Source organism: Alkalihalobacillus sp. CinArs1 (assembly GCF_947387515.1).
In the GTDB taxonomy this organism is placed as follows: Bacteria; Bacillota; Bacilli; order Bacillales; family Guptibacillaceae; genus Guptibacillus.
Map to the genome: position 1 here is coordinate 117,607 of NZ_CANDOB010000003.1, position 17,848 is coordinate 135,454.

The window sequence follows — 17,848 nt, forward strand, 5'->3', positions numbered from 1 at the left end:
TTAAAATGATTTCTAAAAAGTTAGATTATTCTTATTAAATAAAGGGAGAGCGAGAATGAGTAAAACAATTAGCAAAGTACAAGTAGAAGATATCATTATCGCAAATCAGGTGTTGAAGGACGTAGCAGAAAGAACACCACTTCAACGCAATGAAATCCTATCAGAGCGTTATCAATGCAACATATACTTAAAAAGGGAAGACCTACAAAACGTTAGGTCATTTAAGATTCGAGGTGCTTATAACCGCATTCATGGGCTAAGCAACGAGGAAAAAGCACGCGGTATCGTATGCGCGAGTGCAGGAAACCACGCTCAAGGCGTGGCGTATTCATGTAAAACACTTGGCATTCAAGGGCATATTTTTATGCCGGCTACGACTCCTAGACAAAAGGTATCACAAGTTGAACTATTCGGTGGCTCTTCAGTTGAGGTCATCCTAACTGGAGATACGTTCGATGATTCGTTCAAAACAGCGATTGATTTCTGCAATCATGAAGAGAAGACCTTCATCCATCCATTCGATGATTATCATACGATTGCAGGTCAAGGAACAGTTGGACTTGAAATCATGAACGATCTTGACCATGTTGATGTTGTGATGGCTCCTATCGGTGGAGGAGGACTTGCATCTGGTGTCGGTTCATTCGTAAAGAGTATTAACCCAGAGACGAAAGTGATCGGTGTTGAACCAGAAGGAGCTCCTGGAATGAAGAGTTCCATCGATCGTAATGAAATGGTTCCTCTTGAATACATCAACAAATTCGTCGATGGTGCTGCAGTGAAACAAGTAGGGAAACTGACACTTGAGATTTGCAAACAGCTTTTAGATGACGTCATCCTTGTACCAGAGGGGAAAATATGCACGACCATCCTTGAGTTGTACAATCAAAATGCGATTGTCGCTGAGCCAGCTGGAGCACTCTCGATCGCTGCTTTGGAGTTTTATCAAGATCAAATTAAAGGGAAGAATGTTGTTTGTATCATTAGCGGAGGGAATAATGATATCAATCGTATGCAAGAAATCCAGGAACGCTCATTGATCTATGAAGGATTAAAGCATTATTTTATTGTTCATTTCCCTCAGCGTGCTGGAGCTCTAAAAGAATTCATGGCCGATGTACTCGGACCTACCGATGATATCACACGTTTTGAATACACAAAGAAAAATAATAGAGATAAAGGTCCCGTTCTAGTCGGTATCGAATTGAACAAAGTGGAAGATTATCACCCTTTAATTGAACGAATGGAGATGAGCGGCTTCTCTTATATTGAGATCAATAAAGATCAGGATTTATTTAACCTTTTGATTTAAAACGCCTAGTCAGGCGTTTTTTTCTGGTAACAATCGTTTCGATTCTTATCTACCAGAAAATTACGGTATACCAACGAGAGTTAATCACCACTTTTCCTAGGATATCTGTTATGATAAGGGTTGGTTTTCTTGAAAAAGAGGACGTACCAATCTAGAAGAGGAGACCGTACATGACTCAACCATTACCATTTGAAATAACAAAAGAAGATTCATTTTATGATGTGCTTGGAGACTACATTGGTGATGTCTTTTATGACATTCTTCCAGAGCACGGTTATGAGCTCCGAGATGAACAGATCTTTATGGCCTTTCAAATCGAACAGGCTTTTAAGAATAAAAGCGTTGTATTTGCTGAAGCTGGAGTAGGAACAGGGAAGACATTCGTCTACCTGCTTTATGCCATCTGTTATGCGAGATACTCGAGAAAGCCAGCGATCATTTCCTGTGCAGATGAAACGCTGATCGAACAGCTTGTTAAAAAAGGTGGCGACATCGAAAAACTTGAGAAGGCTCTTGGGTTAACTGTAGATGTGCGACTAGCAAAAGCAAGAGAACAATATGTATGTGTGAAAAAACTAGACTATCTTTCCCATCGCACAGATGACGAAGATATCTTAAGTGTTCATGACGAAATCCCTGAATTTGTCTATGAACCAGCTGCTTCTATGCAATCCTTTTATCGATACGGTGATCGAAAGGAATACCCTTGGGTCCCTAATGAAAAGTGGGAAAAAATCGCATGGGATCCACTGCAGCAATGTTCTACTTGTGATTGGCGTCACCGCTGTGGGCAAACGCTGAACCGTAAGCATTATCGTCAAGCAAGCGATCTTATCATTTGCTCACATGACTTTTATATGGAACATATTTGGACGAAAGAATCACGTAAAAGAGAAGGACAGCTGCCTCTTTTACCTGAAGCAAGTACTGTTGTATTTGACGAAGGCCATTTACTTGAGTTTTCGGCACAAAAAGGGCTAACTTATCGTTTTCATTCTGAAACACTCTCGAATGTCCTTACAGGATATATGGATCAGGACGTCAGAGAAGAATCACTCACGCTTGTAGAGGATATCCTTGAACTTCACGATGAGTGGTTCGCTCAGTTAAGTCAAAACGCGAAATCCGTTGAAGGGTCCGTACGAAAAGATGTTTCAAGAACTGATGCGATCGTTTCGATAGCTGAGACCATCGTTCATAAAGTAGATGCACTACTAGAACAACTTGTATTCGATTCAGAGCTATATGTGATGGATGATTATCATGTAAAGATCATGGAAGAATATTTAGAGTTCTTCGCTTATGGGTTAAGAACCTTCCTTAAAGATGGTGAGGGAATTCATTGGCTAGAAGAAACAACTACTGATACGAGCCTCGTCATCATGCCAAGACTCGTTGAAGATATATTAAGAAAAGAAGTTTTCTCTCAGAAAATTCCATTCATTTTCTCTTCAGCAACGTTATCACAAGCAGGGGATTTTTCTTATATCTCTAACAGTTTAGGGATTGAAAAACACGCTTCATTTTCTGTGAACTCACCGTTTGACTACGAAGAGCAGATGGAGTTAAAAGGGAATATTGAAGGTGATGAAGAAGAAAAGTGGAGCGATATCGGAAATTCACTTACGAAGAATAATGGTCATTCATTGATCCTATTCTCATCATCAGAAGAAATGAACCGTTTTAAAACATGGGCAGGCAGGAAAGACTGGTCATTTAAAATGATATACGAAGGCGATCGTGAAATAAGTGAAACGGTTAAAGAATTTCAAGATGATCCTTCTGCAGTATTGTGTTCGTATCACCTATGGGAAGGTTTAGATGTCCCGGGTGAGTCACTCTCACACGTCATCATTTCATCTCTTCCAATGCCACCGAACGACCCTGTTTTCCAAGCAAAGCGCAAGCATGCGGGGAATCCTGAAGAGGATGTGGACCTACCTTACATGCTTCTTAGACTCCGCCAGGGCGTGGGGCGCTTGATTCGAACGAGTCAAGATAAAGGATCAGTAAGTATTTGGATGACAGAAAACGAGAGAACAAGCTATGAAAAAAACATCCAGGATGTTCTGCCATTACCAATAAGTTGGAATTAATCAAAGAGCTCTTTCTAAAAACGAAAGAGCTCTTTTTTTAGAAACAACAGTAGGAGGTGCTAGATGAAAACGAACTGGGAACGGAATAAGCCGATCATCGAACCAGACGAAAAGACTTTTTCTGCTATCGTAGAAAGCTATCGACCTGAATCATCCATCACGAACATTCACTTATTAAAAGGTGGATTGAGCCACTCCAATTACAAACTGGATTTCCAAGATGGATCATCTCTTGTTGCCAGGTTCACTACGAACAAGAAAACACTCACCCTTGAACAGAATCTTAATCAAATTCTACCTAAAGAAGTTAGAACCCCTAAATTCCTACACCTCTCTCATCGACCAGAATTTAGTGTTGCGCTCGTTGAATGGAAGGAAGGTAAATTACTAAGAGATCGGTTAACTTCTTCACCTAACGAAATGTATGCGATCGGTTATTCCGTTGGTGATCAACTCGCTTCGTTACGAAAGCTATCGTTTGATTCACAAGGCTTCTTAGATGCAAATGTAACAGTAAAAGAACCATTCTGTCTTACTCCAAAGTCCTTTATTGGAATAATTGAATCGTTTGTTCAAAACGGACCGATGACCTCAAGAATCTCACAGTCTTTAACGCACCGAATCCTTGCATATGCAAAAAAACATGCTGCACTTTTCTTAGAAGACGAAAGTGAAGCTAGGCTCGTTCACGGTGACTTTAACGGACTTAACCTCTTGATTGAAGGAACTGAAGTCAGTGCTGTATTAGACTGGGAATTCGCTTTTTCGGGGAGCATTTATTTAGATATTGGTAACATGATTCGCTACGATCACTTTCCGAATATGGAGTCGTTTGAAGAGGGGCTCCTAACTGGTTTAAAAAACAACAGCATTGTATTATCGCCCAACTGGAGGCAATTAGCGAAGCTAGCTGATCTCGTGGCATTGTGTAGTCTTCTCGATAGTCCATTTGGCGGGAAGAACAGGTTTAAGGACATTACTCGATTGATTGAAAATACACTGCAACCATACTAGCAATTCCCTAGAATTAGAGGAGTTTGTGGCCGTCTTGAAGAAGCCTTTCATGGTAAAAAGAAAAAGTTTGGATGAAAGGAAGATCAAAATGACCCAACCTGAAAAAATTGGTGAAGATTTATACCTTGTCGATCTAAATGATCTAAACCTAGAAAAAAGAACTGGTAGCTATATCCTAGCAGAAGAAGAAATAACAATTATTGAAACGAGTGCAAGTCCATCGATTCCTCATTTACTAAACGGTCTTGAAGAACTGAACATCGACTTAAAGAAAGTACGTAACATCATCGTGACACATATTCATCTTGACCACGCTGGAGGGACTGGACTCTTCCTTGAAAAATGTCCTAATGCTAGAGTGATCGTCCATCAAAAAGGCTACCGACACCTTGAGAATCCTTCACGCTTAATTCAAGGAGCAAAAGCTGTATACGGTGAGAAATTTGATGAACTTTTTGATCCGATTATTCCGATTCCATCCGATCGTTTACTCACGATGGAAGATGGAGAAAAGTTGTCGATTGGAGAGGATCGAGTTCTTACATTCATCGATACTCCTGGCCATGCGAAGCATCACTTTTCAATCCTTGACTCTAAAACAAACGGTGTTTTTGTAGGCGATACGATAGGGGTTTATTATCCTCTATCAGATGTTGAGCTTTACCTACCATCAACATCTCCTAATCAGTTCAACCCCCATGATATGCTTGATTCGCTTGAGAAGATCATGGCTTTCAACCCTGATGCGATTTATTTTGGACACTACGGGAAATCGGATGCACCTGAACACGTAACCGAACAATTAACGTATTGGTTACCTGAATTCATTCGTTCAGCTGAAACAATCGTAAATGATGTTAACGAGGGTGCACCTGAATATGTTAGTAAACTGATTGCGGATGACTTATTTACAAAAGTGCAAACAACACTCAGTAATCAAGGAATCGCAACCGACCATCATATCTATCGCTACATAGAGCTAGACTTATCTGTATGTGCTATGGGATTATACGACTATATAATAAAACAGCAAGCAAAAACTCCTTAATAATAAGGAGTTTTTTCATGGCCTGTTTTTAATGTATGATATAGTGTATATGCTGTAAATAAATGTGAAGACACCCACTAGTTGGAGAGATGTTATGTATAAAAACAAATCAACCATTCAATCTTTTCGTTATATATTCATGATGTACGTGGGGACTATTTTACTGTTTAGCCTATTCTATGTCCTACCTTTTGCAAATGTCGGAGGCCTGCCATTTGTTGATGCTTTGTTTGTATCAACCAGTGCCCTTAGTGTGACTGGATTATCGGTTATCGATGTTTCTACAAAACTAACGAGGGTTGGTCAAGCAATCCTCATCATTGAAATGCAGCTTGGTGGAGTAGGAATACTCGTCCTCATCAGTTACCTATTCATGATGATGGGTAAGAAGCTTACCATGTCGAGTATGCTTCTCCTTTCAAAAGATCAGAATCAATCCAAACTAAAAACGATTAAATCGTTAAGTATATCAGTCCTTGTGATTGCACTTATCGTGGAAGCAATAGGTTTTGCATTAATGTTCAATGGAATACGAGACGAATTTGCTTCTTTGAAAGAAGCGATCTTCGTAACGGTATTTCACAGTGTCGCGAGCTTTACAAACGCTGGATTCGACCTCTTTGGCGATAGCCTTATGTCATTTCAAGAAAGTCGTTTGTTTTTATTAACGACTATGGTGATGATTTTCATCGGAAGTCTTGGGTTTCCCACGATCGTAGAATACATAAATCCGTTTCGCCGTAAAAGGAGTTTATTCTCACGAATCAACATACGGCTCCATACGTCATTATTTCTTTTAGCAGCAGTAATTTATTATACACTTGAACATAATGGAGCGTTCCATCACCTTTCGTTTACAGATAAATTGTTCAATGTGTTCTTTCTATCTGCAACAACTCGGAACGGTGGATTAACGACGATCGACATATCTACACTCCACATCACGACAGTCCTAATTCTTATGATTCTTATGTTCATTGGTGGCGCTTCGTCTAGTACAGGTGGAGGCTTACGCTTAACAACTTTCTCCGTTTTAATGGCTAAGATGGTATCTGTTGCAAAATCTCAAGAACATACAACACTAATGAAAAAGACGATTTCACAAGACTCCATCAATAAAGCTTTTCTAATCTTTGTAAGCTTTGTATTTCTGTTTGGGTTATCGACTGTTGCACTTTCACTTTTCGAATTGCAGGAAATTGAATTGATCGCTTTTGAAGTACTCTCAGCCCTAACGAACACTGGACTGTCCATGGGGATTACAGGAGAACTAGCAACCTTCTCTAAGCTCCTGTTATGCATTTTGATGATCATCGGAAGAATAGGTATTTTTAGCTTTATTTATGTTGTTTTTAAAATAGAAAAATCAAAAACTCGATATTTAAAAGAAGACCTAGCCGTGGGATAAGAAGGGGGTTGATCAAGTGAGAAAACAATTTTTAGTATTAGGTGCAGGAAGATTCGCGAAAGGGATTATACAAGAACTTTATGAGCAAAAATGCGATGTGATCGTTTGTGACAAAGACGAAGGGCCTCTCGAGGATGTTGAGAAATACGCCACCCATTCAATCGTAGGGGATCTAAGAGAGAATGGTGTGATGGACGATTTGAATGTCGACCAATTCGATGCAGTATTCGTTGCGATCGGGACAGATTCATACTCTGCCATTCTTATTACGAACAGGCTAAGAGAACGTAATGCAAAGGAAATCATCGTAAAGGCTACAAGTAAAGAAATCGGAGAAATCCTATCAAATTTAGGTGCAGATCGAGTGATTTATCCAGAGGAAGAAGCTGGAATGAAAGTAGCAAGACAGATTACGATGCCTAATGTGATTGAATACATCGAAATCACAAAAAACGTTTCAGCAGTCGAATTAAAAGTACCTGAAGAACTCGTCGGAAAAACACTTCTAGAATTAGACTTCTCAAGAAAGTATGATCTTAACGTTTCTCTGATCTTGAGGGATGATTCACCGATTTTAAGTCGGTATGCAGAAGTCGCATTTCAAAGTAATGATGTGATTCTTATCGTAGGGGAAAACAAAAAGATCGAGCAGTTCAGGAAAAAGTTCCACTTATAAAAAGTCGTTTAGAAACCCGCAAATATTGCGGGTTTTTCAATGGTTTCAGAGAAAAATTTCAAAAATAATGTATCCGCTTCCATCCCTTTCTCACTAGTTACTATAGGGAATTCATCTATCTACAAACGCTTTCTTATTACGTGACAAAAATAAAATTTCTTGTATATAATAGAAATATTGAAATAATTTTAATTTTCGAATTTAAAATCAAGAAAGGATGGTCGCAGATGGCAAAACTCGATACAGCAACAACATCACAACAAAACCACCACGTTGCACTAAGGCGTGACATCAATATGTTAGGTAACTTACTCGGTGACGTTTTAGTGCAGCATGGCGGACCTGAACTTCTAGAAAAAGTGGAGTCGATTCGTGAAAAGACGAAGTCGATCAGACAAGATGCAACGGATGAAATGACGAAGGAGTTAGAAGAGACGATACAAAACCTACAATCTCCATTACGGAAACAGGTTATTCGTGCTTTTGCATTATATTTTCATCTTGTAAACATTGCTGAACAAAATCACAGAATTAGAAGAAGAAGAGATTATCAAATGCTTGAGGAAGACCAATCACAGCCTGGCTCTATTCCACATGCAATATCAACGCTTAAACAAAACAATGTGCCTGGAGAGTTGATTGAAGAAACACTCAAATCCCTTTCATTGGAATTGATTCTCACAGCTCACCCAACTGAGTCGACTCGTAGATCAGTGCTTGAAATTCATAAGCGAATCGCTAATGCTCTTCGAGAAATGGACAGCCCATTACTAACTTCTAGAGAGAAAAAGAGTATCAAGGACTCAATCTATAACGAAATTACAACACTTTGGCAAACAGACGAGCTCCGTCATAAGAAACCTACCGTTATGGATGAAGTGAATTTAGGGTTATTTTATTTTGAAGAGACGTTGTTTGATGTGCTTCCAGAAATCCATGAGGAACTTGATGAATGCTTAAAAGAACATTATCCAGAAGTCTCATGGAACATCCCAAACATCCTCAACTTTGGTTCGTGGATTGGTGGAGACCGAGATGGCAATCCATTTGTTACGCCTGAAGTAACTTGGAAGACGCTAGAAAAACAGCGTGAAGTCGTTATTTCTAAATATAAGCAATCCGTAAAAGAGCTCATGAAAAAATTAAGTCAGTCTTCTAATCGCGTTCCGATTTGCGGTGAACTTATCGCATCGATTGAACAGGATGAAGAGACGCTTCCACATGTTAAACGGTGGGGAGTGCCACATGAATCTTACCGTGTGAAGCTATCTTATGTTCTTGAGAAACTAAATAAGATCGGTACAAATATGGGATACCAAGATGCGGATGAGTTCATTGATGATTTAAGGCTAATCGAAAATAGCCTTCGTCAACATTATCCAGAAGGCTTCCATTTTGATGACCTTCACAAGCTTATCCGCCAGGTTACACTTTTCCGCTTCCACTTAGCAACACTAGATATTCGAAACCACAGTGGGAAACACGAAGGTGCGATCCATGAATTATTGCAGCGCGTCAAACTTTCTGATGATTATTCCTCATTATCCGAAAGTGAAAAGGTTAATCTACTTACAGAAGTCCTAGAAGATCCTCGACCGGTATTGTCGACATACGAAGATTATACGAGCGAGACTCAAGAAATTCTCGATATCTTCACGATGATCAAGAAAGCACACAATGAGTTTGGCAACGAGTCGATCTCAGTTTACTTAATCAGTATGACCCAAACAGCAAGTGATCTTCTCGAGGTTTTAGTACTTGCAAAAGAGGCAGGGATCTACCGATTGCACTCCGATGGAAGTATCGAAAGTAATCTTAACGTAGCACCTCTCCTTGAGACGATCGATGATTTAAAAGCTGGTGGGAATACGATGAAAGTGCTCTTTGACCTAGACGTCTATCAAAAGCACCTTAACCAACTTGGGAACCGTCAAGAAATCATGCTAGGCTATTCTGACGGCAGTAAAGATGGCGGAACCCTTACTGCAAACTGGAAGCTTTACCAAGCCCAGCAAGAGATTAGCCAGATTGCACAAGAACGAAACCTTAAGCTTAAATTTTTCCACGGTAGAGGCGGAGCACTTGGACGTGGCGGCGGACCATTGAGAAGAAGTTTACTTTCTCAGCCACCAGAAACGTATAAAGCAGGTGTGAAAATCACTGAACAAGGAGAGGTACTATCTTCTCGCTACCTTCTCTACGATATTGCGTACAGAAGCCTTGAACAAGCAACTACTACATTACTTTCAGCAGCTGTAACGGGGATTGAAAAAGATCCAGATCAAGAAAAATGGCAGGAAGCGATGGAAAAGATGTCAGAGCTTTCACTTGAGAAGTATCAGTCTCTTGTGTTCAGAGATGAAGGATTTTTAACTTACTTCACAAACGGGACGCCTTTACCTGAATTAGGTGCACTAAACATCGGTTCTCGTCCGATGAGTAGAAAAGGTACGAATAGCTTTGATGATCTCCGTGCTATTCCATGGGTGTTTGCTTGGACACAAAGTCGCCAGCTTATGCCGGCGTGGTACGCATCTGGAACTGGACTCAATCAGTACGCATCGACTTCAGAAGGCTTGAACGAACTTAAGCAGATGTATGAAAAATGGCCGTTTTTTGCTTCATTAATCGATAACTTGCAGATGGGGCTAATGAAAGCAGATTTACCAACTGCTGAAAAGTATATGGCGTTGATTAAAGACGAAAATGTAGCAGCACGCATTTTCAACATGATCGTAGAAGAATATCATCTGACGAAAAATGTGATCCTTACGATTACAGGTCAAGAAGAACTATTGGATGGAACACCGAACATTAAAGATTCCATCCGCCTAAGAAATCCTTACGTAGATCCATTAAGCTCACTTCAAGTCGAGTTAATTTCAAAATACAGAGCTGACAATAGCTCTGATGATGAATTGTTAAAAGAAATTTTACTCACTATTAATGGAATAGCTGCCGGATTACGTAATACTGGCTGATAACACAAAGCCTCTCTGCAACAAATGCAGAGAGGCTTATTTTCATGGATGAATTCACGGTTTTTACCACAAATACTTTGCCCTTTTGATGAAAAACTAAGGATGTAAGAAAAATTACACAAGGAGGGCAAAGCATGTACAAAAAATTAATGCCGTTATTACTTCCCGGGTTAATCCTACTCGGAGCATGTAACGCAAACGGTGATAACGATAAAAACGAAGCAATGAATATGAATACAACAGCTCCAACCGAAGGCATTCAGCGAATCAATTCGGGTCAGATTACAATCGATCCGAACTCTTACAGCACCGAAACACCTAGTAGCAAATTCCCACATGGAGAAATTGTGAAAAAAGGGCAGTTTGAGTTCAAAGAAGCGATTCCTGGTATTGATCCTAGAGAGTACCTACCTGAAGGATTCCCTGAGCAGTATGGAATAGGTGGGGGAGATGAGCAGGCAAAGCAACGTGCTAGAGATGGTCAAAACAACAACGACAACAACCAGGGACAGAATAATCAGCAACCTGCTCAAGGGAATGACGAAAAGCAAGCAGAACCATCTGGAGAAATTAGCAAAGAAGTACAGCAAGTAATCGACCTAACGAACAAAGAGAGAAGAAAGCAAGGACTTTCTGATCTGAAAGCATTCACGAAATTAAGTGATGTAGCTCAAGAAAAATCACGAGATATGCAGAAGAATAATTACTTCTCACACACAAGTCCAACGTATGGATCACCATTTGATATGATGAGAGATTTTGGTGTTGACTTTAAGACTGCAGGTGAGAACATCGCCCAAGGACAACAAACACCAGAAGCTGTTGTAGATGCCTGGATGAAAAGTGAAGGGCACCGCAAGAACATCATGAACGGTAATTTCACCCATATTGGTGTCGGACTCGCTCAAGATGGTCATTACTGGACGCAAATGTTCATCGGAAAATAATGTGAATCGCCAGGTACATAATATGTACCTGGTTTTTTATATGTCGTGCACGACCATTGTCCTTTGACGACTTTTGGTTCATAATAAGAGTGACGATATTTGTCAGAATACTTATAATTTTACACAAAAGATTGGAAGGTGTATTCATCTTGAATAATATCCTTGAGATCCTCTCAGCTCTACTTGAACCAGACCAAATCAGTACGAACGAAACGATCATCGATCAACATAGTAGGGATGAGTCATATCATACTCCTCATAATCCAGATGTCGTCGTGTTTCCAAAGAATGCAGATGACATTCGTAACGTCGTATCTGCAGCAAATCAACATGGAATACCAATCGTACCATTCGGGCTTGGATCAAGCCTTGAAGGACATGTGATTCCTTACCAAGGCGGAATTTCGATCGATTTTCAACTTATGAACAAAATCATCGAAGTACGTCCCGATGATTTTTTAGTTCGCGTACAGCCTGGTGTAACACGTTCACAATTGAATAAAGAACTTAAAAAATACGGCCTATTTTTCACCGTAGACCCAGGTGCAGATGCGACGATCGGTGGGATGGCTTCTACAAATGCAAGTGGCACAACATCCGTTCGCTACGGTGTGATGAGAGATGTCGTGCGAGATATGGAAGTTGTGCTTGCTGATGGACGCATCATACATACAGGGAGCTTAACTGCTAAATCATCCTCAGGTTATCATCTCAACAGCCTTTTTGTAGGATCGGAAGGTACACTTGGTACTTTTTCAGAACTTACATTAAAAGTTTACGGGATACCAGAAACAATTCTAGCTGGACGTATCGTTTTTCCAGAAATAGAAAATGCGGTATCGACTGTCACGAACATTCTTCATGCTGGCATACCTGTAGCGAGGATGGAACTTGTTGATGCGAGATCGATTCAACAAGTAAACAAAACAAATGAAACGGATTATTTAGAAAAACCTACCGTCTTTATTGAGTTTCACGGTAACGAAGCAGGGTTAAAACAAGACGTTGCATTTGCTGAAAGCATTGCGGAAGATAATAACTGCGATGAATTTATTTTTGAACATGATTCAAAAAAACGAGCTCAACTATGGGAAGCCCGTCATAACCTTGCCTATTCATTTAGCCATGCCTCTCCTGGTAAGAAAATGATGGTTACCGACGTTTGCGTTCCGATATCTGAATTAGCAGGCGCGATTATTGATGCAAGAAAAGCGATAGAAGCGTACGGGTTAGACGGCGCATTGCTTGGCCATGTTGGGGATGGTAATTATCATGCGATCGTCATGTTAGACCCTAATGACCCGACAGAACTCGATAAAGCAACTAAACTAAATCAGCACCTCGTGCACTATGCACTCGAAAAAGGCGGGACATGCACTGGAGAACACGGTGTTGGTACAGGGAAAATGAAATACCAGCAGATGGAACATGGCCCAGCATTCGAAGTGATGCGAGGAATAAAACATTCACTCGATCCAAATGGAATCATGAACCCTGGAAAGATCTTTGAGATCGACTAACAGGTAAGTTTATGGAAAAGGAAAAGTAATTTTCACTAGAGAATAGCATGTCCTTAATACAGATTGAAAGCGTTATCAAACGAGAGGTGGTTCTTAATGACGATTAAGAAAGTAGCAGTGATCGGATCAGGGACGATGGGACGAGGCATTGCGTATTCCGTAGCTATATCAGGCTTATCCGTTGTTCTTCAAGATATAAACGAATCCTCATTAGAAAAGGCCAAAGCTTACCATGAAAAAGAGTTTGAACGTGCAGTTGCAAAAGAAATCCTAACGAGGGAAGAAGCAGATTCGTCCTTGGGTTCGATCGAGTACACGACTGAGTTGAATGCAGCAGTGAACGATCGAGATCTTGTGATCGAAGCTGTGTTAGAGATTATGGAATTAAAGACGAGCATCTTTAAACAGCTTGATGAAATGACACCTGATCATACAATTCTTGCAACAAATACATCAACGATGTCACCAACAGAAATTGCTGCACAAACTAGCCGTCCAGAGAAATGCATTGCCCTTCACTTTTTTAACCCTGTCCCTAGAATGAAGCTAATTGAAGTTATTTGCGGACTTGAGACGTCAGATGACACGATCCAAAAAGCAATTGCATTTGGAGAATCGATTGGAAAAGAGTGTGTAAAGATCAATGAATTTCCAGGTTTTGCTGTAAGTCGAATGAACTGTTTGATAGGAAATGAAGCGATGAATATGGTGATGGAAGGTGTGGCGTCCCCTGAAGACATCGATAAGGCGATGAAGTTAGGGTTAAACCATCCCATGGGACCGCTTGAACTTGCAGATTTAGTTGGACTAGATACAAGACTCCGTAACATGCAGTATCTATACGAAACGCTTGGGGAGAAATATAGACCTTGCCCGATCTTGACGAAGTACGTTAAAGCAGGGCATCTTGGCAAGAAGAGCGGAAAAGGGTTCTATACATATTCATAGCGAAGCTGAGAACATAGGGGGGAAGCAAGATGAAAGAACGGATCGTAATCGTTGAAGCAGTACGTACGCCAGTAGGAAGATATGGAGGAACATTGAAGAGCATTAATTCTGGAGAGCTTGCCGCGATCGCAATAAAAGAATCGGTTAAGCGGGCAGGAATCTCACCAGAATCCGTTGATGAAGTCATCTTAGGAGAAGTAAGACAGACGACAGAATCGTCAAACGTAGCGAGGGTAGCAGGATTACGCGCTGGTATCTCAGAAACGGCGCCAGGCTTTACGATTAATAGACTTTGTGCATCTGGAATGCAGGCAGTTGCATCTGCTGTACAACAAATACAATCTGGCCAAGCAGAAGTCGTCGTTGCAGGCGGGACCGAAAGCTTAAGTAATGCTCCCATCTATTTACGTAACAGTCGATTCGGAGGTGATAGGACACAATTGGTGGATTCCAACACAGAAGCTGGACAGCAGCCAATCGAACTTTTCGGTTCAAACCTTGGAATGGGGATAACTGCCGAAAATGTTGCTGATCGGTATGAGATTTCAAGAGAAGATCAGGACCGCTTTGCAGCTGAAAGCCAAAGGAGAGCAGCTGTTGCTATTGAAAAAGGAACCTTCAATGAAGAAATCACGCCGGTAGAGATTAAATCGAAACGAGATTCTTATCTATTTGATACAGATGAACACCCGAGACCTGGCACAACATTTGAAAAGCTTTCAAAACTGAATCCCGTTTTTAAAGAGAATGGGACCGTAACAGCCGGGAATGCATGTGGAAGAAATGATGGTGCAGTAGCCATGCTTATCATGAGCGAAGAAAAAGCAAAAGCATTGAACGTAGAACCCCTCGCTCGTGTTGTGGATTGGACTACTTCAGGAGTGTCCCCAGAGATCATGGGAGTTGGTCCAGTGCCTGCTGTAAAAAAGTTACTAGAGAAAACGAATATGTCCCTTCAAGAAATCGGCTTGATCGAACTTAACGAAGCCTTCGCCGCGCAGGCACTCGCTGTTATAAGAGAACTAAACCTTGACGTTAGTAAAGTAAATGTTAACGGAGGTGCCATCGCGCTCGGGCACCCGCTCGGAGCTACAGGCGCTAGAATATTAACGTCATTGATGTATGAAATGAAGAGAAGAAATGAACGTTATGGAATCGCAACGCTGTGCGTAGGTGGAGGTCAGGGCATGGCCATGCTCGTTGAAAACATGAGGTGACCCTTGAAAGACAGTGCACTTTTGCACTGTCTTTCAAATTTCAACGCATGGTTAGCAAGTAGTAATAGGAGGGATTCATATGATGATTAGAAAGTTCCATGATGAAGATATCCAACCCGTCATCGATTTATTTTATGATACTGTCCATACGATTAACTCTCGAGATTATTCGTATGAACAAATAGCTGCTTGGGCTAATCCTCACGAAAGAGAACAAAGAAAGATTGAATGGCTAAAATCGCTTCGTGATCATGATACATACGTCGCTGTCGAGGATGGTATTATTATTGGATTTTCTGATTTAACAGGAGAGGGAGTTTTAGACCTTCTTTATGTTCATAAAGATTATCAGCGTCAAGGTGTCGCTACCGCGCTTGTTAACAAGCTCTTAACAAAAGCGAAACAGCTCGGTTTACAACAAATGACTACTGAAGCAAGCATCACCGCGAAACCATTCTTTGAACGTCAAGGGTTTCAGGAAGTGAAAAAGCAGCAGGTCAAAAAGAATGGAGTCACTATGGTCAACTATAAGATGGTGTTGCAAGTATAAACATATAAATTCCTTCCTCTACATAGGGTGATAAAAAAGGAGGGAAACAATGAGTCAACCGATTGATCACTCACTGAGTTATCCAGATGATATGCTTACAATCATACGAAATGGTCTACCTAAACCAGATCGAACTTTGAATGTTATGATTATCGGTGCAGGAATGTCTGGGCTTGTATCAGCATCCCTTCTAAAAAGTGCGGGGCATAACGTAACGATTCTTGAAGGAAACACGCGTATTGGTGGAAGAATCTATACGATGAGAGAGCCTTTTACTGATGGTAAATACCTTGATGTCGGTGCTATGAGGATTCCTGTTACCCATAAATTAACATATGAATATATCTCACGTTTTAACCTACCAATAAATAAATTTATTAACAGCTCACCGAAAGATATCCTATATGCCAATGGCATTCAGGTAAGTAGGGAAGAGTATGAACGAAACCCAGATATCCTTAACTTCCCAATAAGACCAGAAGAAAAGGGAAAAACAGCTGTCGAATTATTTTTAAGTGCGGTACAACCCTTTTATACGCTATATGAGAAGGGGGATCAAAGCCAAAAAGATTTCTTAAGAAGAAAGTTCGATCGCTATTCCATGGAAAATTTTTTGAGATACAACCCCATCGGACCATCTCTCTCACCAAATGCCGTTCGTATGATCAAGGTGTTATTAGGAATCGAGGGGTTCTCAGAACTATCCTTCGTTGATATTTTAACGGATATCGTTAATACAGTGTTTAATGCGGAGTTAGAATTTAATGAGATAACTGGCGGAAATGACCGCTTGCCAAAGTCCTTTCTTAAAGATCTAGAAGAAAACATTCTCTATAGCGAAAAAGTACACAGGTTGGTACAAAGACCGAGGAATATCGTGGTTCAAAGTAGGAATCAACAAACAGGAGAAATCAACACGTTTAAAAGTAATGTCGTCATTATGACCGTCCCATTTTCTGTGTTTCAATTTATTGAAGTGTACCCTTATCATTCGTTTTCTTTTGAAAAGTGGAAAGCAATTCGAGAGCTTCATTACGTGGCGTCTATGAAGATCGGCATTCAATTTAAAAAGAATTTTTGGGAGGAGGAAGGACTTGGCGGTGCGAACCTGATATCGGATTTTCCAAACCGGTATACATATACACCTAGTCGAACCGTCGATGAGTCAACTAGCGGGGTGTTACTCGCCAGTTATAGCTGGGAAGATAATGCAATGTTATGGAATAGTTTATCGCTAGAACAACAAATCACTCAGTCGCTTGAAGATCTTGCGAAGGTTCATGGAAAGCGGGTATTTGATGATTATTTGAATGGGGCTTCATTTAGTTGGAGTCAAAATGAATTTTCTGGTGGATGCTTCACTCTTTATAAGCCAAACCAGATAACAGAATTTGAAAAGGTTATCACTCAACCTGAAGGTCGAGTGCACTTTGCTGGCGAACATACTTCGTCCTTCCATGGCTGGATCGAAGGGGCAATAGAATCAGGTGTCAGAGCTGCTTTTGAAGTGAACAGTCGAAAAGATATATGAAAAAGCCAGACTTCACCTGGCTTCTATTCTCGATTTTCAGATACGCGCTTCACTCTATCTAAAAATTCGTTAACCACTTTATCACTGGAAAAGAGCACGAACGGTTTGATGTACCATTTCAACGGTTTATTAAAGCCCGTATATCGAAGCTTCGTCGTATCCTCAGAAAGCTTAAATAGCTCATATGTTCCTTGAATATCAAACATTCCACCAAGATTAAAGGCGATCGTTAGCTTTTTCTCTTCTTCTTTACTCATATACTCTAGCGTATGTACATCATATTCCATCACACGTTTTCCTTCACGATACTTCTGCCTGGCTATACTCCCAACGCCCTCATCAGTCACTTTAACTGGTGTATTTTCCACTACATTAGGCATGATTTTCTGCATGTTTTCTAATGAACCATCTAAATACCCCCACACTACCTCTATGGGTGCATGTATTTCGATCGATTGATCCCACGTTTTAGGCATTTAGCATTCCCCCTTTTGATACTTTATTCTACCATTTTCTCGTTATCCCTTCTCTTAATATCGGCAGAAGGATTCAATACATTGTTTAACGAAATAGTTGCAGTGGAAAATGATTAATAACGAA

General features: G+C 40.5%; 14 protein-coding genes. 13 read left to right on the forward strand and 1 reads right to left on the reverse strand.

What is annotated here, in order from left to right; all coding sequences use genetic code 11:
• Positions 1–55: 55 nt before the first annotated feature.
• The 13 genes from ilvA (at position 56) to PFZ69_RS16435 (ending at position 17,248) form a co-directional block, all read left to right on the forward strand.
• Entirely contained in the window at positions 56–1,312 is a 1,257-nt protein-coding gene (gene ilvA, locus PFZ69_RS16375; protein ID WP_270182175.1) for a threonine ammonia-lyase IlvA, read from the forward strand.
• A gap of 170 nt (positions 1,313–1,482) precedes the next feature.
• Complete coding sequence (locus PFZ69_RS16380; RefSeq protein ID WP_270182176.1) at positions 1,483–3,408, forward strand: ATP-dependent DNA helicase; 1,926 nt, start codon at positions 1,483–1,485, stop codon at positions 3,406–3,408.
• A 63-nt stretch (positions 3,409–3,471) separates the two neighbouring features.
• Positions 3,472–4,422: a phosphotransferase family protein gene (locus tag PFZ69_RS16385; RefSeq protein ID WP_270182177.1), complete on the forward strand. Its 951-nt coding sequence runs from the start codon at positions 3,472–3,474 to the stop codon at positions 4,420–4,422.
• 88 nt (positions 4,423–4,510) lie between these two features.
• Positions 4,511–5,470, forward strand: a complete 960-nt coding sequence (locus PFZ69_RS16390) for an MBL fold metallo-hydrolase (RefSeq protein WP_270182178.1) — start codon at positions 4,511–4,513, stop codon at positions 5,468–5,470.
• Positions 5,471–5,564: 94 nt separating this feature from the next.
• The gene (locus PFZ69_RS16395) at positions 5,565–6,878 is read left to right on the forward strand and encodes a TrkH family potassium uptake protein (protein WP_270182179.1); all 1,314 of its coding nucleotides are present in this window, start codon (positions 5,565–5,567) and stop codon (positions 6,876–6,878) included.
• Positions 6,879–6,894: 16 nt separating this feature from the next.
• Positions 6,895–7,554 carry a potassium channel family protein gene (locus PFZ69_RS16400; protein WP_270182180.1) on the forward strand — a complete coding sequence of 220 codons (660 nt, stop codon included), beginning with the start codon at positions 6,895–6,897 and terminating at the stop codon, positions 7,552–7,554.
• Positions 7,555–7,781: 227 nt separating this feature from the next.
• Positions 7,782–10,535: a phosphoenolpyruvate carboxylase gene (gene ppc, locus PFZ69_RS16405; protein WP_270182181.1), complete on the forward strand. Its 2,754-nt coding sequence runs from the start codon at positions 7,782–7,784 to the stop codon at positions 10,533–10,535.
• A 134-nt stretch (positions 10,536–10,669) separates the two neighbouring features.
• A complete protein-coding gene (locus PFZ69_RS16410; protein WP_270182182.1) occupies positions 10,670–11,482 on the forward strand; it encodes a CAP domain-containing protein in 813 nt (270 codons plus the stop codon).
• A gap of 149 nt (positions 11,483–11,631) precedes the next feature.
• Positions 11,632–13,002 (forward strand): FAD-binding oxidoreductase, encoded by a 1,371-nt coding sequence (locus tag PFZ69_RS16415; protein ID WP_270182183.1) that lies wholly within the window; start codon positions 11,632–11,634, stop codon positions 13,000–13,002.
• Between the two features lie 96 nt (positions 13,003–13,098).
• Positions 13,099–13,950, forward strand: coding sequence for a 3-hydroxyacyl-CoA dehydrogenase family protein (locus PFZ69_RS16420; RefSeq protein WP_442865202.1), 852 nt, complete (start codon positions 13,099–13,101; stop codon positions 13,948–13,950).
• Positions 13,951–13,979: 29 nt separating this feature from the next.
• A complete protein-coding gene (locus PFZ69_RS16425; RefSeq protein WP_270182184.1) occupies positions 13,980–15,167 on the forward strand; it encodes a thiolase family protein in 1,188 nt (395 codons plus the stop codon).
• Positions 15,168–15,246: 79 nt separating this feature from the next.
• Positions 15,247–15,717 carry a GNAT family N-acetyltransferase gene (locus tag PFZ69_RS16430; protein WP_270182185.1) on the forward strand — a complete coding sequence of 157 codons (471 nt, stop codon included), beginning with the start codon at positions 15,247–15,249 and terminating at the stop codon, positions 15,715–15,717.
• Between the two features lie 49 nt (positions 15,718–15,766).
• Positions 15,767–17,248, forward strand: a complete 1,482-nt coding sequence (locus tag PFZ69_RS16435) for a flavin monoamine oxidase family protein (protein ID WP_270182186.1) — start codon at positions 15,767–15,769, stop codon at positions 17,246–17,248.
• A gap of 23 nt (positions 17,249–17,271) precedes the next feature.
• Here PFZ69_RS16435 and PFZ69_RS16440 read toward each other — a convergent pair whose 3' ends face one another.
• Positions 17,272–17,724, reverse strand: a complete 453-nt coding sequence (locus tag PFZ69_RS16440; protein WP_270182187.1) for an SRPBCC family protein — start codon at positions 17,722–17,724, stop codon at positions 17,272–17,274.
• Between the last annotated feature and the right edge of the window lie 124 nt (positions 17,725–17,848).